Source organism: Shewanella aestuarii, from assembly GCF_011765625.1.
GTDB lineage: Bacteria > Pseudomonadota > Gammaproteobacteria > Enterobacterales > Shewanellaceae > Shewanella > Shewanella aestuarii_A.
In genome coordinates this window covers 1405919-1423535 of the sequence record NZ_CP050313.1, presented here as the reverse complement: position 1 = coordinate 1423535, position 17617 = coordinate 1405919, and the positions used below count along the sequence as shown (strand labels likewise).

Genomic DNA, 17617 nt, shown 5'->3' with positions numbered 1-17617 from the left:
AACATTAACAAAAACTATAATTTCAAAGACTTAAGCCGTACAGTATGTTTTTCTTTATTTATTATCGTAAGCCATCTATTATGAATTTAACCAATTATTAGCGTAAAAGACTAATTTATTACTGTGAATAAGCAATTTCAACAAGATAACCTTATCGGCCAATCCAATGCTTTGCTCGAAGTACTAGAGCATGTCTCGAAAGTGGCTCCCTTGTCAAAGCCTGTACTCATTATTGGTGAGCGTGGAACAGGTAAAGAACTGATTGCCGAACGTTTACACTACTTATCAGCAAGGTGGGATCAAGCTTTTATAAAACTTAATTGTTCTTCTTTAAGTGAAAGTTTACTTGAAAGTGAGTTATTTGGTCATGAATCAGGTGCATTTACTGGCGCAAAAGGTAAACATGAAGGCCGTTTTGAACGAGCTGATCGTGGCACGCTATTTTTAGACGAGTTAGCCAATACCTCAGGTCTTATACAAGAAAAACTACTCAGAGTAATTGAATATGGTGAGTTTGAACGAGTGGGTGGCAGTAAAACGGTACAAAGTGATGTGCGATTAATTTGTGCAGCCAATGAAGATTTACCCTCATTAGCCGACTGCGGTGAGTTTAGAGCAGATTTATTAGACAGACTCGCATTCGATGTCATCACCCTGCCGCCACTTAGAAGCCGTACAGAAGACATTATGCCTCTAGCAGAGTATTTTGCGGTGAATATGGCGCGCCAATTAAATTTAGAGTTTTTTGGCGGCTTTAGTCCTTTGGCTATTGAGCAGTTATTGAGTTATACATGGCCTGGTAATATTCGTGAGCTTAAAAACGTTGTTGAGCGAAGTGTCTACCGTGAAGGCAGTGATGGCCAAGAAATCGATCATATTATTCTTGACCCATTTGCCTCACCTTATCGCCCACAATCACGGGTTAAAACCATTGAGCGTCAGCAAGTGAGTCAGAAACCATCGACCAATCAAGCTGCGCCTCAAGAAGACTCAAACACAAAAACGTCAGAACCTATGACGAGCAACAACACTATCAGTTTCCCCATCGACTTTAAGCAATATACAGAGCAACAAGAAATTTCCTTATTGCAACAAGCATTAGCTGAAAGCCAATTTAATCAGAAGAAAACAGCCGAAAATCTGGGGCTAAGTTACCATCAATTACGTGGTATTTTGAAAAAATATGATCTGCTTTAGGCTAAAGACATGCCCCATGGCTCCGAGAGCGCCTGAGTGTTAATCAATACTCAGGCGCTGTTGTAAAATCTCTTATAGAAACAATTTAATAACTTGTTTGCCCCGAACAGATTTACACTGTTAAAATAACTTCTCAGACTCGCAAAAATACGATAAACCTATGCTCTTGCCAATTACGCTAGTGCGATTAATAGCTGCGCGACTAAAACCATTCTTTCAGTCTTTATTATTAGGCTTAAGTGGGGTATTACTTACTGCGTGCGGTCAAGCTACGCCACCATCAGGCTTGGTATATTGCAGCGAAGGCAACCCTGAAAGCTTTAACCCGCAGTTAGTCACCTCTGGCACGACAATCGATGCAACATCTCATCAAATTTATAATCAATTAGTAAACTACAGCCAAGATGCCGCTGACATCGTTCCCGGCTTAGCAACAAAATGGCACATTAGCCAAGATGGATTGAGCTATTATTTCACCTTAAGAGAACAGGTATTTTTTCATCAAACAAATCGCTTCACACCAAGCAGAGCCTTAAATGCTGATGATGTTTTATTTTCTTTTAATCGCATTATCGATCCACAGCATCCGTTTCATAATGTTAGCCGAACAGGTTACCCATTTTTTCAAAGTATCAATTTTAGTAACTTAATTAGAAGTATAGAAAAAGTGGATGATTACAACCTTGCATTTCATTTAAACCGCAAAGATGCTTCTTTTTTATCCAATTTGGCGACAGACTTTGCCGTGATCTTGTCGGCAGAGTATGGCGCAACTTTACTCGCTCAAGGTACGCCAGAAATTATCGACCAACAACCGATTGGTACTGGTCCATTCCAATTAACCGAATATGTTAAAAATGATTTTATTCGCTATGTCAAACATCCTAAATACTGGGGTAACAATGTTGAAATAGAGCATTTAGTATTTGATATTACCCCTCGCAGCACCACCCGCATTGCAAAACTAATTACTGGCGATTGCAGCGTGTCGGCTCTGCCTAAAGCCGGTGAGTTGGCTGTTGTTGATCAACATGAACACATTTTGGTGGATGCTAAAGCGGGGTTAAATGTGGCATTTTGGGCTTTTAACACTCAAAAACCACCGCTAAATGATATTCGTGTCCGTCGCGCGTTAGCCTATGCAATTGATAAACAGAATATTCTTGATGTGGTTTATAACGACATTGCCGTTGAGGCTACGGGGTTATTACCGCCAGCGTCTTGGGCCTATTCAGCTAATATTGCTGCCAATAGCTATAATCAAGCCAAAGCAAAAGCTTTGCTAGACCAAGCGGGGATCAAAAACCTCAGTATTAATATTTGGGCCATGCCGGTTGCGCGAATTTACAATCCTAACGCCTTAAAAACCGCAGAACTCATCCAGGCTGACTTAGCTAAAATTGGCGTCAAGTTGAATATTGTGTCCTACGATTGGAGCGTATTCACACAAAAACTTGCCAGTAACGATTATGACTCAGTATTAATAGGTTGGAATGCTGATAATAGCGACCCTGATAACTTTTTTACGCCTTATCTGAGTTGTGCCGCAATGATGTCTAATAACAATCGTTCAAAATGGTGTCACAAAGATTTCGACCATATACTCGCGCAAGCACAAGCTACCACTGACAAAGAAAAACGCAAAGCCCTATATCAAGCTGCCGAAGCCGTCATTAGCGACCAAGTACCTTTAATACCGTTAGCTCATGCGCAAAAAGTGCTGCTTAAAACTGATAAAATCAAATCTATGCAAATTCGTCCTTATGGCGGTATCGCATTCTCACAATTAGTACAAGAAAATCAAGAGACTAAATAACAATGTGGCGATATTTTTTTAGACGAGTCAATTTATTTTTTGCAACCTCATTAGTCATGATGGCTGTGCTATTTTACGCCACCCATCTATTCCCCGTTGACGAAACATATGCTTTATCAGGTATAAGCCAACCTTCTGCTGAACAAATCAGTCAAATAGAACAAGATTTCAAATTATCGAGCAATGAGTTATTGCAATTTTTTGCCTACGTTCAACAGCGTTTAACGGGAAATATGGGCATTTCGGTTAATTCACAGCAAGATGTCTTCAATGAGCTTAAAAGCGTACTGCCTGCCTCATTTGAGTTATCAATGTTTTCAGGGTTTATTGCGCTAGTTTTTGGCGTTCCCATTGGGGTAATTGCAGCACTCACCAATCATAAAATGCTGCAACGGAGTATTCTAGCCATCACACTAGCCGGCTATTCTATTCCTGTTTTTTGGTTAGGGATCACTTTATCGTTATGGTTTGGCGTTAATCTTGGTTGGTTGCCAATATCAGGTCAAATTAATCTGCTATATCAAATCGAACCTGTAACAGGGTTTATGTTGATCGATACATTACTGTCAGATACAAGCTACCGGATAGCTGCATTTACTGATGCCATTATGCATCTAATTTTACCAGCGATTACCTTAGCCATATTACCCTTTACGCTAATAGTAAGAGTGACACGCCAAGCAATGAACCACGTGATGAATCAAACCTACATTCGGGCTGCAGAGGCGCGAGGCTTACATACCTTTAAAATCATCATTCGTCACGCACTGCCAAACGCAATGATACCTGTGTTAAAAAGCATTGGCATAATGTTAGGTTCATTTGCAAGTTATGGTATTGTTGTAGAGGTTATTTTTTCATGGCCTGGCGTAGGAAGCTGGCTAGTATCGGGCATTTATCAACGAGATTACACTGTGATCCAAGCAGGTATTTTGTCTGTGTCTTTACTTATTATTTTCCTCAGCATATTAATTGAGTTTATCCATACAGCGATTAATCCAATCAATAAAAAGGAACTGTATGCCTCGCATTAAGATTTACCAGCAAGATTATATTGCTTCGCCCGCTGTGAGAGTGTGGAAAACCTTCGCACAAAATCCCTTTGCGCTCATTGGATTGTGGATGGTAATTTTTCTATTATTTTTAACGATCCTAGCCCCGTTTATTGCACCTTATTCACCCCACGAACAAAACCAGCAATTATTACTATTACCCCCTTCGTGGGACGCTAATGGGCGAGTTGAAAACTTTCTGGGTACTGATGATTTAGGCCGAGATATTTTTAGTCGAATTTTACATGGTGTACAACTGACATTCGGTATGTCTTTAATTGTAGTAACTTGTGCCTTATTTATTGGCTCAATTATCGGGTCGATATCTGGCATGATGCGAGGGCTCAAATCGAGTATTTTAGGCCACTTGCTTGATGCATTATTATCGATTCCTTCACTACTTATGGCAATTTTAGTCGTCGCAGTACTGGGACCTGGGCTAACCAACGTTTTTTGGGCTGTGGGCATTGCCATGGTGCCGCAATTTATTCGCACGATCCATCAAGCTGTGCATGAAGAGTTACAAAAAGAATATGTCACCGCAGCCAAATTAGATGGTGCTAATGATTTACAAATTTTTTGGTATGTCATTATGCCAAATGTATGGGAAGTATTGATAATCCAAGTCACTATGGCAATTTCAGCTGCCATTTTAGATATTGCAGCACTAGGTTTTCTATCCTTAGGCGCACAAGCACCAAGTCCCGAATGGGGGGCGATGATCGCTCAAGGTTTAGATAACTTGTTACTTGCGCCATGGATAGTCACCATTCCAGGCGTTGCAATATTAGTCACCGTGCTTGCGGTCAATTTAGTCGGTGACGGCTTACGTTCAGCAATCGCCCCAATAAGAAATTAATTTATGCCATTACTTGATGTAAGAAACCTGACCATCGAACTTGAGACTGAAACAGGCAGAGTCGCTGTGCTTGAAAAAGTTAGCTTAACCATGAATGCAGGTGAAATTCATGGTTTAGTCGGCGAATCAGGATCCGGTCGAAGTTTATTGGCCAAGGCCATTATGGGAATTTTAGATGCTAAATGGCATGTTATTGCTGATCGCATGATGTGGGATGGCAAAAACTTATTAGAAATGACCAGCAAGCAACGCCGATACTTAATGGGCTGCGAGATGGCCATGATATTCCAAGATCCCTCTGGCAGTTTAGATCCGGTAAAAACCATTGGTAGTCAGGTAATTGAAGCCATGGTACCTAATAAAAATGTCCCATTTTGGCGCAGAGGCAAGGATACCTACCTAAATGCTCAAAAATGGCTACATAAGGTCGGTATTAAAAGCCCGAAATCGTTAATGAAATGTTTTCCTTGGGAATTATCCGAAGGCGAATGCCAAAAGGTAATGATAGCCATGGCGGTCGCTAACCATCCTAAACTGCTCATTGCTGATGAACCTACCAACTCAATGGAGTTGAATACCCAAGCGCAAATATTTCGCCTTTTATCACAATTAAACCAGTTACAAAACGTCTCAATTTTGTTGGTTAGCCATGAATTGGAAACCTTAGTGCAATACTGTGATCACTTAACGGTATTGTATAGCGGCCAAATGATGGAAGCAGGGCCAACCGCTGAATTAGTTGCCAACCCTTACCATCCCTATACGCGCGCACTATTGAAAAACCTACCTAATTACACAGGTAAAATGCGCCACAAATCGAACTTACCAACGTTACAAGGTTCTTCGCCATCAGTGCAGCATTTACCAGCGGGTTGCCGCCTTGGACCACGCTGTCCTGAAGCAAAACGTCAATGTGTTAAACAGCCTCGGGTTGAACACATAAAAGATCGCGCCTTTGCGTGCCACTTTCCTTTTAATAATGAGCAAGAAGATGACAGCGCCTTTACTTAAAGTCACTAAACTAAGTAAACAATACTTAACCGGTTATAAAGGCTTTAAACCGCAGTATTATGATGCATTAATGCCGGTATCTTTTGAGCTTAATCGTGGCGAAACCTTAGCGATTGTCGGCGAAGTGGGTTCAGGAAAATCTACCCTTGCACGAATTTTAGTTGGCGCAGAGCAGCGTACTGGCGGGGAAATATTTTTTGAAGAAGAAGCGTTAGAAACACGTAACTTAAAACAGCGCTGTCGTTTGATCAGAATGATTTTTCAAGATCCTAAAACCTCATTAAATCCAAGATTAACGATTGGCGACTTATTAAACGAACCATTAAAGTTTAATACAGAATTAAATGCACAAGAACGAAAAATACAAGTACTCGATGCGTTAAAAAAAGTTGGCTTATTACCTGAACATGCAAACTTTTATCCGAGTATGATTTCTGAAGGTCAAAAGCAACGTGTTGCCGTAGCAAGAGCCTTAATGCTCAACCCCAAAATCATTATTGCCGATGAAGCATTAACCGCACTAGATTTGTCGGTTCGTTCTCAAATTCTTAATTTATTACTTAAATTACAAAAAGAGTTGGGACTTTCGTATATTTTTGTTTCCCATAACTTAAATATTATTCGCCATGTGAGTGACAAAATCATGGTGCTACAAAATGGCTGCATGGTTGAACAAGCGCCCACAGAGACCTTATTTAACTCGCCGCAGCATGAATACACTCAAAGACTGATCCAAGAACAAACTCAGTTCATGAAAAAATAACTGCTCCAACCACTACCCAAATTCGAGGCTTTAGGCAAAAATCAGTGCCATTTCGCTGACGAACTATTTATCCTATGGCCAACGTAAAAGGAAGAAACTGACTTATGATTATTAAACCGAAAATTCGTGGCTTTATTTGTACCACCACTCACCCTGTTGGCTGTGAAGCAAACGTCAAAGAACAAATTGAATTAACCAAAGCAAAAGGCAAAATTGCTAACGGCCCTAAAAAAGTCTTAGTCGTTGGCTCATCAAGCGGTTACGGCTTATCGTCACGCATTGCATCTGCTTTTGGTAGTGACGCCGCAACCATTGGTGTTTTCTTTGAAAAACCAAGTACTGAAACCAAACCCGGAACCGCAGGCTGGTATAACTCAGCATACTTTGACAAGTTTGCTAAAGCTGAAGGTTTATATTCCAAAAGTATTAACTGTGATGCCTTTAGCCATGAAGCTAAACAAAAGGTGATTGAGCTAATCAAGCAAGACCTAGGTCAAATTGATATGGTGGTGTACTCACTGGCATCTCCAGTGCGTAAATTACCTGATACTGGCGACGTTGTCCGCTCAAGCCTAAAACCTATCGGTGAAACTTATACCGCAACGGCAGTTGATACCAATAAAAATACCATAATTGAAACCTCTGTAGAGCCAGCAACTGAGCAAGAAATTGCTGATACCGTGACGGTTATGGGCGGACAAGATTGGGAGTTATGGATGAGCGCCTTAAGTGATGCAGGCGTATTAGCTGATAATTGTAAAACGGTTGCTTATAGCTATATCGGCACTGAAATTACATGGCCAATCTACTGGCATGGCGCGCTAGGTAAAGCCAAAATGGATTTAGACCGCGCAGCTCATAGCCTTAATGAAAAATTATCCAAAACGGGTGGTTCAGCTAACGTTGCCGTACTAAAAAGCGTTGTCACTCAAGCAAGTTCTGCTATCCCTGTGATGCCTTTATATATCGCGATGGTATTTAAGAAAATGCGCGAAGAAGGTGTTCATGAAGGCTGTATGGAACAAATTTACCGCATGTTTAGTGAGCGTTTATATCGCGCAGATGGTCAAGCTGCACAAACCGATAACGAAAACCGTCTTCGTTTAGATGACTGGGAATTACGCGAAGACATTCAGAAGCATTGCCGCGATTTATGGCCACAAGTAACCACAGAAAATTTAGCTGAACTGACGGATTATAACGAGTACAAAGAAGAGTTCTTAAAACTGTTCGGTTTCGGCATTGATGGTATCGACTACGACGCAGACGTTAATCCACACGTCACCTTTGATGTGATTAGCTTGTAAGGTCGTCATCGACAATTCAATCAAAAAGGCCAAATTTATCAGTTTGGCCTTCTTGATTGCTTACCTCAAAACTATCTATCAGTAATTCTAAGCCATACCTTGACATGCATATCTGAACTGTCCAGCCCCGCATCTAATCGCTCAAATATTAATGGCTGTTCGCACAATTTATAATCGCTACTCACAAGCCACTTACCATATAAGTATGCTAACTTTTTGTGTAAATCTGCTGCTGTACCGCGATGTGTAAATACCGCGTAGTGGCCATTTGGTATTTCAGCAAAATGAAAATAAGGCGATTGTTTAACTCGGTTTTGTAACGATGTGGCCTTTTCTACAGGCACACTGGCTGCAATATCAATGTGGTAGTTATCATCAATCCCATGTGGTTGATTATAAATAAAGTGAAAAGTACGGCTGTGCGTAGGCAGAAGTTGATGCTGCTGTCTAAAAGCGGCTAAGGCCTTAACAGATTGGGGAACATATTGCGCCTCAGCTCTATGTCTTATTAATACTAGGGGAATAGATTCTAGTGTTTCAATAGTGATGTGAACATCTGCCTCAGTGAGGCTGTCGTGCCCTTGAGCCAGCGTTTTAAGTGGTTGCTGTTTATGAAATAAATTGCCCCAGTCAGGAGAAAGCCTAAATTCCTGTGGAGTTTGACCAATACTTGATAAAAAAGTTTGATTAAAGGCCGAAACCGAGCCGTAACCGGCTGATTTAGCGATATCTTCAATTGAGACTTGCTTATCAAAACCTAACAGCTGAGCAGCTTCTAATATCCTCAGTAATGCAATATAGTCATCAAGTCTTGTGTGATACAAAGCTTGAAACACACATTCAAAATGATTGACGGGCACCTCAGTTAACCTTGCCAGTATAGACAATTCAAGTGACTGATCTAGGTGATTATCGATATATGTTAATACTTGTTCAAATTGCAGATCAATATTCATCGATACCACTCTTTTTTAGATACAAAAAAGCCAAGGTCAGTGCCTTGGCTTTCAAATCAAAAACGGTATTTTATTCCGCTACAGGATATTCAATCGTGGCTTTTGCCTTCAATGACTCGACCACTGCGCGGTAGTCAGCTTGACTAAATTGACGTGCTAATCCATCTTTTAAAGATTGAATTAAATCAGCGTCAATATTGTCAGCAGTGTTAACCTTATCAAGTATCACAACGGCATACCCAGCCCCCATTGCTGCAGTATCAATTGATACGCTACCAGCCTCTGGTGCTGGCATTTGGAATGCTTTATTGGTAACAGCTGCATTAACGTCCTGATTATAACGGTCAAGCTTTGCGACAGTCACAATTTCAGCATCTGTAAGTGAAAAATCACCCGCTTTAAACTGTGCCATATAAGTTGCAGCTTTTTCACGAGCGGCTTCTTGCGCTTTATCTTGCTTTAAGCGTTGCATGATTTGCGCTTCAACCTTATCAAAGCTCATCGTACCCGCTTCTTGATGTTCTTTAACACGGATAACAACAACATGATTGGGTGCGAGTTCAATCACGTCACTGTTCATGCCACTGTTTAGCACTTGATCAGAAAATGCCGCTTTTAGTAACTCAGGATTGTCTAATTTTGCAGGCGGATTGTCGCGTGTAAATAACGCTGTGGTTTGAACTTCTTTATTCACCGCTTTAGCTGTATCGAAAAGTGTATCTGGAATTTCGTAGCTGGTATCAGCAAGCTTAGTTTGAAGGCTATAAAAAATATCTAACGCTTTTTTCTGCTGAATTTGTTCTACAATTTTATCTTTAACGTCAGCAAATGGGGCAATTGCGCCGGCTTGAACATCATCAAGTTTGATAATGTGATAACCAAATTCACCTTTAACAACACCTGATACTTCACCTTTAGCTAAGCTAAATAAAGCTTGATCAAAAGCAGGATCCATTACGCCCTGTTCAAACCAGTCAATTTGACCACCTTGTTCGGCACTAAATTGATCATCAGATTCAGTTTTAGCAAGCTCAGCAAAATCTTCACCTTCCGCTAAACGCGCTGAAATCGCTTCAAGCTTAGCTTGATCCGCTGCATCATCACCACTTGCGGCATAAATATGGCTAGCTAAACGCTTTTCAGGGGTCTTATATTGTGCTTGGTTTTCATCGTAATACTGCTTAATTTCAGCATCATCAGTCGTGATGCCTTTGGCCATATCGGCAACGTCTAACTCAACATATTCAAGACTAATTAACTCAGGACTTTTAAACTGATTTAAATTAGTGTCGTAAAATGTTTTGGCTTCTTCGGCTGTCACACTTGCAGCAGCTAAAAATGGCGTTGCATCAACACTGACATAACGAATATCGCGCGTTTGGCTTTGCACTTGTGCAAGCTGATTGGCTTCGCCATCTAGAACAAATTCACTACCCACTAATGCATTCAATAACTGACGACGAGTCATATCTACACGCATCATGTCTCGAAACGTTGCCGGCTGATAGTTAAGTTGACGCAAAACAGCTTGATAACGATCGTTGTCAAAACGGCCATCGGTTTGAAATGCAGGCTCGGCGAATATCGCTTGTTTTATTTGTTCATCAGATACACGTAAACCTAAGTCAATAGCAGCTTGGTCAACTAATACATTAGCCACTAATCGGTCTAACACACTGTTTTTGATGCTTTGCATATAGGTGTCGTCAGCAGATAATGCTGCAAACATTTCACCATATTGCTGCTCTAAACTAGCACGTTCATTTTGAAATGCTTGTTCAAGTTCAGCTGCGCTAATTTCTGTGCCATTTACGATGGCTGCGGCGGCACCAGTGTTAGAGCTTAAATAACTGCTGACACCAGTAAAAGCAAATGAAAGTATCACAAGTACAAGAATTGACTTAGCAATAACCCCTTGTGACCCTTCGCGAATTTTTTCTAACATCTGAATTCTCGCTTGTTGCGATTAAAAATAAAAAGGCGCATCACCTGTTGATGCGCCTTCTTGTAATTTATGTAAGGAGTCATCAGTGCTACTACAGGTAGAAGCCAATACTCCTAATATCAACTTTACAATTGATATATCATCTCGTAAAAAGCACCGCCTCAGCAGTGCTTGAATTACGAATGCCTTACAAAGGCAACGTTATTAACTAATTTTTAGTTAACAGCGTCTTTAAGCGCTTTGCCAGCTTTGAACGCAGGAATGTTCGCAGCAGCAATTTTAATTTCTTGACCCGTTTGTGGGTTACGGCCAGTGCGTTCTGCACGTTGACGTACTTCAAAAGTACCAAAACCAACTAGAGAAATTTTATCGCCTTCTTTTAGACCTTCAGTTACCGCTGCGATAAATGAATCTAGTGCACGACCAGCAGCCGCTTTAGAAATATCAGCACCAGAAGCAATTTTCTCGATTAGTTCAGATTTGTTCATGTCATCCCCTTGAATGTTATTGTCGCGCCGCAACCAAATCCATGTTTAGAGCGGTCTGCGGAGGCTTTTTGTTTAAATTTTGGCACTATGCCAAATTTACTAGAAAACCAAAAAAATTAAAATTGGATACAGCTCAAAGTCAGATGCGCCAAGGGCTTGGTGTGTCTGACTCTCCACAAACCTAGGCTACCACAGGTCAGCGTTTTGTTAAGCCCCTTTTTTCACTTTTTTGATGCTCTAGAGCAATTTTTTCACTAAACAGCTATTTTTTAACCACTTCAAAGCCTTCAACTGGGCGTTCAAGCGATAATTTCAACACTTCATCTACCCAGCGCACCGGATGAATCTGTAAATCAGCTATCACATTTTGTGGTATCTCTTCTAAATCACGTTCATTTTCTTTAGGAATAAGAACATGTTTAATACCACCACGATGTGCTGCTAGCAGTTTTTCTTTCAATCCACCGATGGGCAACACTTCACCGCGTAGGGTAATTTCACCTGTCATCGCCACATCACTACGAACAGGATTACCAGTTAAACTAGATACTAATGCCGTACACATTGCCGCACCAGCAGATGGACCATCTTTGGGAGTTGCCCCTTCTGGAACGTGAACATGAATATCACGCTTCTCATAAAAATCAGCATTAATACCTAACTGTTCTGCACGAGCTCTAACAACGGTCATTGCTGCCTGAATAGATTCTTGCATCACATCACCTAGTGAACCTGTGTAAGCCAGTTTGCCTTTGCCTGCTACAGAAGTCGCTTCAATGGTGAGTAAATCACCACCAACTTGAGTCCACGCTAGACCAGTTACTTGACCGATTTGGTTTGTTGATTCCGCCTTACCATAATCAAAACGCTGAACGCCTAAAAATGATTTAAGGTTTTCTTGATTAACGTCAACAGTTTTAACGGACTTGTCTAATAAAATCTGTTTAACCACTTTACGGCAAATTTTAGACAATTCACGCTCAAGAGAACGAACGCCAGCTTCACGAGTGTAATAACGAATAATGCCTAAAATTGCACTATCATCAACGTTAATTTCTTTAGCTTTAAGGCCATTACGTTCAACTTGTTTTGGTAACAAATGTTGTTTAGCTATATTGAGCTTTTCATCTTCGGTGTAGCCCGACAAACGAATCACTTCCATACGATCTAACAAGGGGCCTGGGATATCCATTGAGTTAGACGTAGCCACAAACATCACATCAGATAAGTCATAATCCACTTCTAAGTAGTGGTCGTTAAATGTTGCATTTTGCTCCGGGTCTAAAACCTCAAGTAATGCTGACGATGGATCGCCACGCATATCTGAGCTCATCTTATCAATTTCATCTAAAAGAAATAATGGGTTTTTAACGCCCACTTTAGACATCTTTTGAATAATTTTCCCCGGCATAGAGCCAATGTAAGTTCGACGATGACCACGAATTTCAGCTTCATCTCGCACACCACCTAAGGCAACACGAACATACTCACGACCAGTTGCTTTTGCAATCGATTGACCTAAGGAGGTTTTACCTACACCTGGTGGCCCAACCAAACATAAAATCGGCCCTTTGAGCTGCTTAACTCGACTTTGTACAGCCAAATACTCAAGAATACGCTCTTTTACTTTTTCAAGACCATGATGATCAGTATCTAATACATCTTGCGCTTTGGCTAAATCACGTTTGATTTTAGAACGTTTTTTCCAAGGTACTGACGTCATCCAATCGACATAACTACGCACAACCGTGGCTTCGGCAGACATTGGAGACATCATTTTTAATTTGTTTAATTCAGCATTGGCTTTATCTTTAGCATCTTTTGGCATGCCAGATTCTTCAATCTTTTTGCCTAAGACTTCAAATTCATCATGACTTTCATCAATATCACCTAACTCTTTTTGAATAGCTTTCATTTGCTCATTCAAATAATACTCACGCTGACTTTTTTCCATCTGCTTTTTAACGCGAGTACGAATGCGTTTTTCAACTTGAAGCAAGTCAATTTCAGCTTCCATCATAGCCATCAGATATTCCAAGCGCTCACCGACATTGATCATTTCAAGCACAGACTGTTTGTCTTCAAGCTTTAATGGCATGTGGGCAGCCATGGTGTCTGCTAAACGTGCAGCTTCATCAATCCCAGTTAGCGAAGTGAGTACTTCTGGAGGGATTTTTTTATTAAGCTTGATATAGCCTTCAAACTGACCTATTGCACTGCGTACAAGTACTTCTTCTTCTTTTTCAGCAAGTGTTTCAGACTCTAAATACTCTGCAGTTGCAACAAAAAACTCATCGTCTTGAGTGTAACGGTTAATTTTAGCCCGTTGTCCACCCTCAACTAACACTTTGACTGTTCCGTCTGGCAGTTTTAATAACTGTAAAATTGAGGCGACTGTACCAATGTCAAAAATGTCATCTTTAGTAGGCTCGTCAAGATCTGCATCACGCTGAGCAACTAATAAAATTTGCTTGTCTTGTTCCATTGCCGACTCTAAGCAACGGATAGATTTTTCCCGTCCGACGAATAGCGGAATAACCATATGGGGATACACCACAACATCACGTAGTGGTAACACGGGGAGTTCGATATGCGCTTCACGCTCTTGGGTCATGGCTCGATTCCGTTTGATGAAAAGACTTATTACTGAGTATATTGGGGTGATGAGTTCAGTTTCAATGGTCAATACGAAAAAAGGAGCCCAATGGACTCCTTATTTTTAAGATCACGAACTAGCTGTTCAATTATTGTTCACCAGAGGCAGCTTGTGACTCATGATTCTCATAAATCAAAATTGGCGCTGACTCACCTTTAACCACTGACTCATCAACCACTGCTTTAACAACACCGTCTTGTGAAGGAATATCGTACATGGTATCGAGTAAAATACTTTCAACAATAGAACGTAATCCACGCGCGCCCGTTTTACGCGACATAGCCTTTTGAGCAATCGCCTTTAATGCATCATCACGGAACTCTAACTCAACACCTTCCATGTCAAATAATGCCGCATATTGCTTAGTTAACGCATTTTTAGGTTGCGACAAGATTTGAATCAAAGCGTCTTCATCTAATTCGGTTAGCGTGGCAACAACCGGTAAACGACCGATAAATTCAGGAATTAAACCAAATTTAACTAAGTCACCCGGTTCAACTTGACCTAATATTTCAGAAATAGTCGCTTTATCAGCCTCGCCTTTCACCTCAGCACCAAATCCAATACCCGTACCTGTGTGAGAGCGCTGTTCAATCACCTTCTCTAAGCCTGCAAATGCACCACCACAGATAAATAAGATTTTAGAGGTATCAACCTGCAAAAACTCTTGTTGTGGATGTTTACGGCCACCTTGAGGAGGTACTGAAGCGACAGTACCTTCGATTAATTTCAATAAGGCTTGCTGTACGCCTTCACCAGATACGTCACGAGTGATTGACGGGTTATCAGACTTGCGGCTGATTTTGTCTATCTCATCAATATAAACAATACCGCGCTGTGCTTTCTCAACATCATAATCACATTTTTGCAGAAGCTTCTGGATAATGTTTTCAACGTCTTCGCCAACATAACCGGCTTCAGTTAACGTGGTTGCATCAGCCATGGTAAAAGGCACATTTAGCGAGCGCGCTAAGGTTTCAGCCAGTAGAGTTTTACCACTACCAGTAGGGCCAATGAGCAAAATATTACTTTTACCTAACTCAACACCATCTTTTGGCGTGCCATTACGTAAGCGCTTGTAGTGGTTGTATACCGCTACAGCTAATACTTTTTTAGCTTTGTCTTGCCCAATAACGTAATCATCTAAATGCGCACGCAATTCTTGCGGTGTAGGCAATTTATCATTATCACGTTTAGGCGAAATCTCTTTAATTTCTTCGCGGATGATGTCATTGCATAATTCAACACATTCATCACATACATATACCGAAGGACCAGCAATCAGTTTTCTTACTTCATGCTGACTTTTTCCGCAAAAAGAGCAGTACAGCAGTTTTCCGCTGTCACCGTTATTTTTGTTATCGCCCATTATTCTACCTCTGGTTGCAGCCAAGACGTCTCGTCTTAGGCTCAGCTTGTCGATATGCTATGGCTGCATATCTGAGTCATTCATTCAATAGAATTAAGAATAACCCAGTATCAGCAAAAAATCAGCCCGTATAGGCAAATGATATTAGCTACGAGTGGTTAATACAGAATCGACTAATCCATACTCAACTGCTTGAGCAGCGCTCATGAAGTTATCACGGTCAGTATCACGTTCAATCACTTCAATGGGCTGACCAGTGTGTTCAGCAAGTATTTCATTTAGTTTATTCTTGATACCTAAAATTTCCTGAGCATGAATAGCAATGTCAGATGCTTGACCTTGGAAGCCACCTAATGGTTGGTGAATCATCACACGAGCATTAGGTAGACAATGACGTTTCCCCTCAGCACCACCAGCAAGTAAGAAAGCCCCCATGCTACAAGCTTGACCAATACATACTGTGCTGACATTTGGTTTAATAAATTTCATGGTGTCATAAATTGCCATACCAGCGGTCACCGAACCACCTGGCGAATTAATGTATAAATAAATATCTTTGTCTGGGCTTTCTGATTCTAAGAACAATAATTGAGCCACAATCAAGTTAGCCATGTGCTCTTCAACCTGGCCGACTAAAAAGATAACGCGCTCTTTTAATAAACGAGAGTATATATCATAAGAACGTTCACCTTTAGCAGTTTGTTCAACAACCATAGGTACAAGAGCATTAAGTACAGATTCTGGCGCTTTAAACATTATTCATTTCCCTAAAATAAAAAATGGCTCGTATGAGAACCTCATACGAGCCATTATAAATGGCGAACCGCTTGTTAAGTCAAGCTAAGGTTATGCGCGACCGGTAGCCTTGTTCATAAATTCTTCAAAAGCGACGTCTTTAACGGTAACTTTTGCAGTTTTAAGTAAAGCTTCAACCGCTTGTTCTTCTAAAGCAACATTACGCATGTTTTGCATTAGTTCTTTGTTGCTGTTGTAGTAAGCAACAACTTCTGATGGGTCTTCATAAGCTGAAGCCATAGATTCGATTAATGCATTAACGCGCTCATCTTCAGCTTTTAGCTCGTTAGTTTTAATCACTTCACCTAGAAGTAAACCAATTTTCACACGACGCTCAGCTTGTTCAGTGAATAAGTCAGCAGGAAGCTCAGGCATGTTTTTCGCGTTGCCGCCAAAACGTTGCATAGCTTGTTGACGAAGCACATTCACTTCACCGTCAACTAATGCTTTAGGAACAGTGATTTCGTTAGCAGCAAGTAAGCCTGTAATGACTTGCTCTTTCACGTTCGCTTTTAACGCTTGGTCAAGTTCACGAGTCATATTCTTGCGAATTTCAGCTTTAAGAGCTTCTAAACCACCTTCAGCAATACCAAATAGTGAAGCGAACTCGTCATTAACTTCTGGTAAGTTAGCCGCTTGAACTTCAGTTAGCGTAATAACGAACTTAGCCGCTTTACCTTTTAAGTTTTCAGCGTGGTAGTCTTCAGGGAAAGTGACTTCGATTTCGAATTCTTCACCAGTTTTATGACCTACGATACCGGTTTCAAAACCTGGGATCATACGGTTGCTGCCTAGTTGTAGTTCGAAATCATCAGCTTTTCCGCCTTCAAACTCTTCACCATCAACACTACCAACAAAGTTCATTTTAACTTTGTCGCCATCAGCCGCTTCACGCTCAACAGCAGCATAAGTTGCATGTTGCTTACGTAACGTCTCAATCATAGCGTCAACGTCAGTGTCGTTTACTTCAGCTTTAGGCTGTTCAACTTCAATTGAATCCAAACCCGTTAATGTTACTTCTGGGTAGACTTCAAACGTGGCGACGAACTCAAAGTTTTCACCTTCAGTTGTGCCAGGAGCGAAAACAGGCGCGCCAGCTGGGTTTAATTTTTCAGCTACGATTGCTTCAATGAAGTTACGTTGCATGATTTCGCCAGTCACATCTTGACGGATAGCTGCACCATAACGCTTCTCGATTACAGAAGCTGGTACTTTACCAGGACGGAAACCAGGGATACGTGCGCGCTTTGCTTCACGTAATAAATTGTCTTTTACCACTTTCTCAATTTGCTCAGCAGGAACAGAAATGGTTAGGCGACGCTCTAGGCCTTGTGTTGTTTCAACAGAAACTTGCATTGTTTTACCTCAAAAATATGTCTGACGTCCTTTGTAATAGCCGATAA

14 protein-coding genes are annotated in these 17617 nt (G+C 41.0%); 7 read left to right on the top strand and 7 right to left on the bottom strand.

Annotated elements, in window-relative coordinates; all coding sequences use genetic code 11:
- The first annotated feature begins 123 nt into the window (after window positions 1–123).
- From pspF to fabV, 7 genes are all read left to right on the top strand, one after another.
- A complete protein-coding gene (gene pspF, locus HBH39_RS06480) occupies window positions 124–1197 on the top strand; it encodes a phage shock protein operon transcriptional activator (protein ID WP_167676673.1) in 1074 nt (357 codons plus the stop codon).
- A 160-nt stretch (window positions 1198–1357) separates the two neighbouring features.
- Complete coding sequence (locus HBH39_RS06475) at window positions 1358–3013, top strand: ABC transporter substrate-binding protein (RefSeq protein WP_167676671.1); 1656 nt, start codon at window positions 1358–1360, stop codon at window positions 3011–3013.
- A 2-nt stretch (window positions 3014–3015) separates the two neighbouring features.
- The gene (locus HBH39_RS06470; protein ID WP_167676669.1) at window positions 3016–4047 is read left to right on the top strand and encodes an ABC transporter permease subunit; all 1032 of its coding nucleotides are present in this window, start codon (window positions 3016–3018) and stop codon (window positions 4045–4047) included.
- The gene (locus HBH39_RS06465; protein ID WP_167676667.1) at window positions 4034–4924 is read left to right on the top strand and encodes an ABC transporter permease subunit; all 891 of its coding nucleotides are present in this window, start codon (window positions 4034–4036) and stop codon (window positions 4922–4924) included. The genes HBH39_RS06470 and HBH39_RS06465 overlap by 14 nt, the downstream gene beginning before the upstream one ends.
- A 3-nt stretch (window positions 4925–4927) precedes the next feature.
- A complete protein-coding gene (locus HBH39_RS06460) occupies window positions 4928–5935 on the top strand; it encodes an oligopeptide/dipeptide ABC transporter ATP-binding protein (RefSeq protein WP_167676665.1) in 1008 nt (335 codons plus the stop codon).
- Window positions 5916–6698: a peptide ABC transporter ATP-binding protein gene (locus HBH39_RS06455; protein WP_167676663.1), complete on the top strand. Its 783-nt coding sequence runs from the start codon at window positions 5916–5918 to the stop codon at window positions 6696–6698. The genes HBH39_RS06460 and HBH39_RS06455 overlap by 20 nt, the downstream gene beginning before the upstream one ends.
- A gap of 104 nt (window positions 6699–6802) precedes the next feature.
- Window positions 6803–8005, top strand: a complete 1203-nt coding sequence (gene fabV / locus HBH39_RS06450; protein WP_167676661.1) for an enoyl-ACP reductase FabV — start codon at window positions 6803–6805, stop codon at window positions 8003–8005.
- Window positions 8006–8076: 71 nt separating this feature from the next.
- Here the strand turns inward: fabV and HBH39_RS06445 are convergent, their stop codons facing one another.
- From HBH39_RS06445 to tig, 7 genes are all read right to left on the bottom strand, one after another.
- A complete protein-coding gene (locus HBH39_RS06445) occupies window positions 8077–8961 on the bottom strand; it encodes an AraC family transcriptional regulator (RefSeq protein WP_167676659.1) in 885 nt (294 codons plus the stop codon).
- A 70-nt stretch (window positions 8962–9031) separates the two neighbouring features.
- Window positions 9032–10906 carry a peptidylprolyl isomerase gene (ppiD, locus tag HBH39_RS06440; RefSeq protein ID WP_167676657.1) on the bottom strand — a complete coding sequence of 625 codons (1875 nt, stop codon included), beginning with the start codon at window positions 10904–10906 and terminating at the stop codon, window positions 9032–9034.
- 215 nt (window positions 10907–11121) lie between these two features.
- Window positions 11122–11394, bottom strand: coding sequence for a nucleoid-associated protein HU-beta (gene hupB, locus HBH39_RS06435; RefSeq protein ID WP_167676655.1), 273 nt, complete (start codon window positions 11392–11394; stop codon window positions 11122–11124).
- A 262-nt stretch (window positions 11395–11656) separates the two neighbouring features.
- Window positions 11657–14008 carry an endopeptidase La gene (lon, locus tag HBH39_RS06430; protein ID WP_167676653.1) on the bottom strand — a complete coding sequence of 784 codons (2352 nt, stop codon included), beginning with the start codon at window positions 14006–14008 and terminating at the stop codon, window positions 11657–11659.
- Window positions 14009–14138: 130 nt separating this feature from the next.
- Complete coding sequence (gene clpX / locus HBH39_RS06425) at window positions 14139–15419, bottom strand: ATP-dependent protease ATP-binding subunit ClpX (RefSeq protein WP_167676651.1); 1281 nt, start codon at window positions 15417–15419, stop codon at window positions 14139–14141.
- A gap of 144 nt (window positions 15420–15563) precedes the next feature.
- Window positions 15564–16175: an ATP-dependent Clp endopeptidase proteolytic subunit ClpP gene (gene clpP / locus HBH39_RS06420; protein ID WP_167676649.1), complete on the bottom strand. Its 612-nt coding sequence runs from the start codon at window positions 16173–16175 to the stop codon at window positions 15564–15566.
- Window positions 16176–16265: 90 nt separating this feature from the next.
- On the bottom strand, window positions 16266–17570 hold the full coding sequence (gene tig / locus HBH39_RS06415; RefSeq protein WP_167676647.1) for a trigger factor: 1305 nt from the start codon (window positions 17568–17570) through the stop codon (window positions 16266–16268).
- Window positions 17571–17617: the final 47 nt, after the last annotated feature.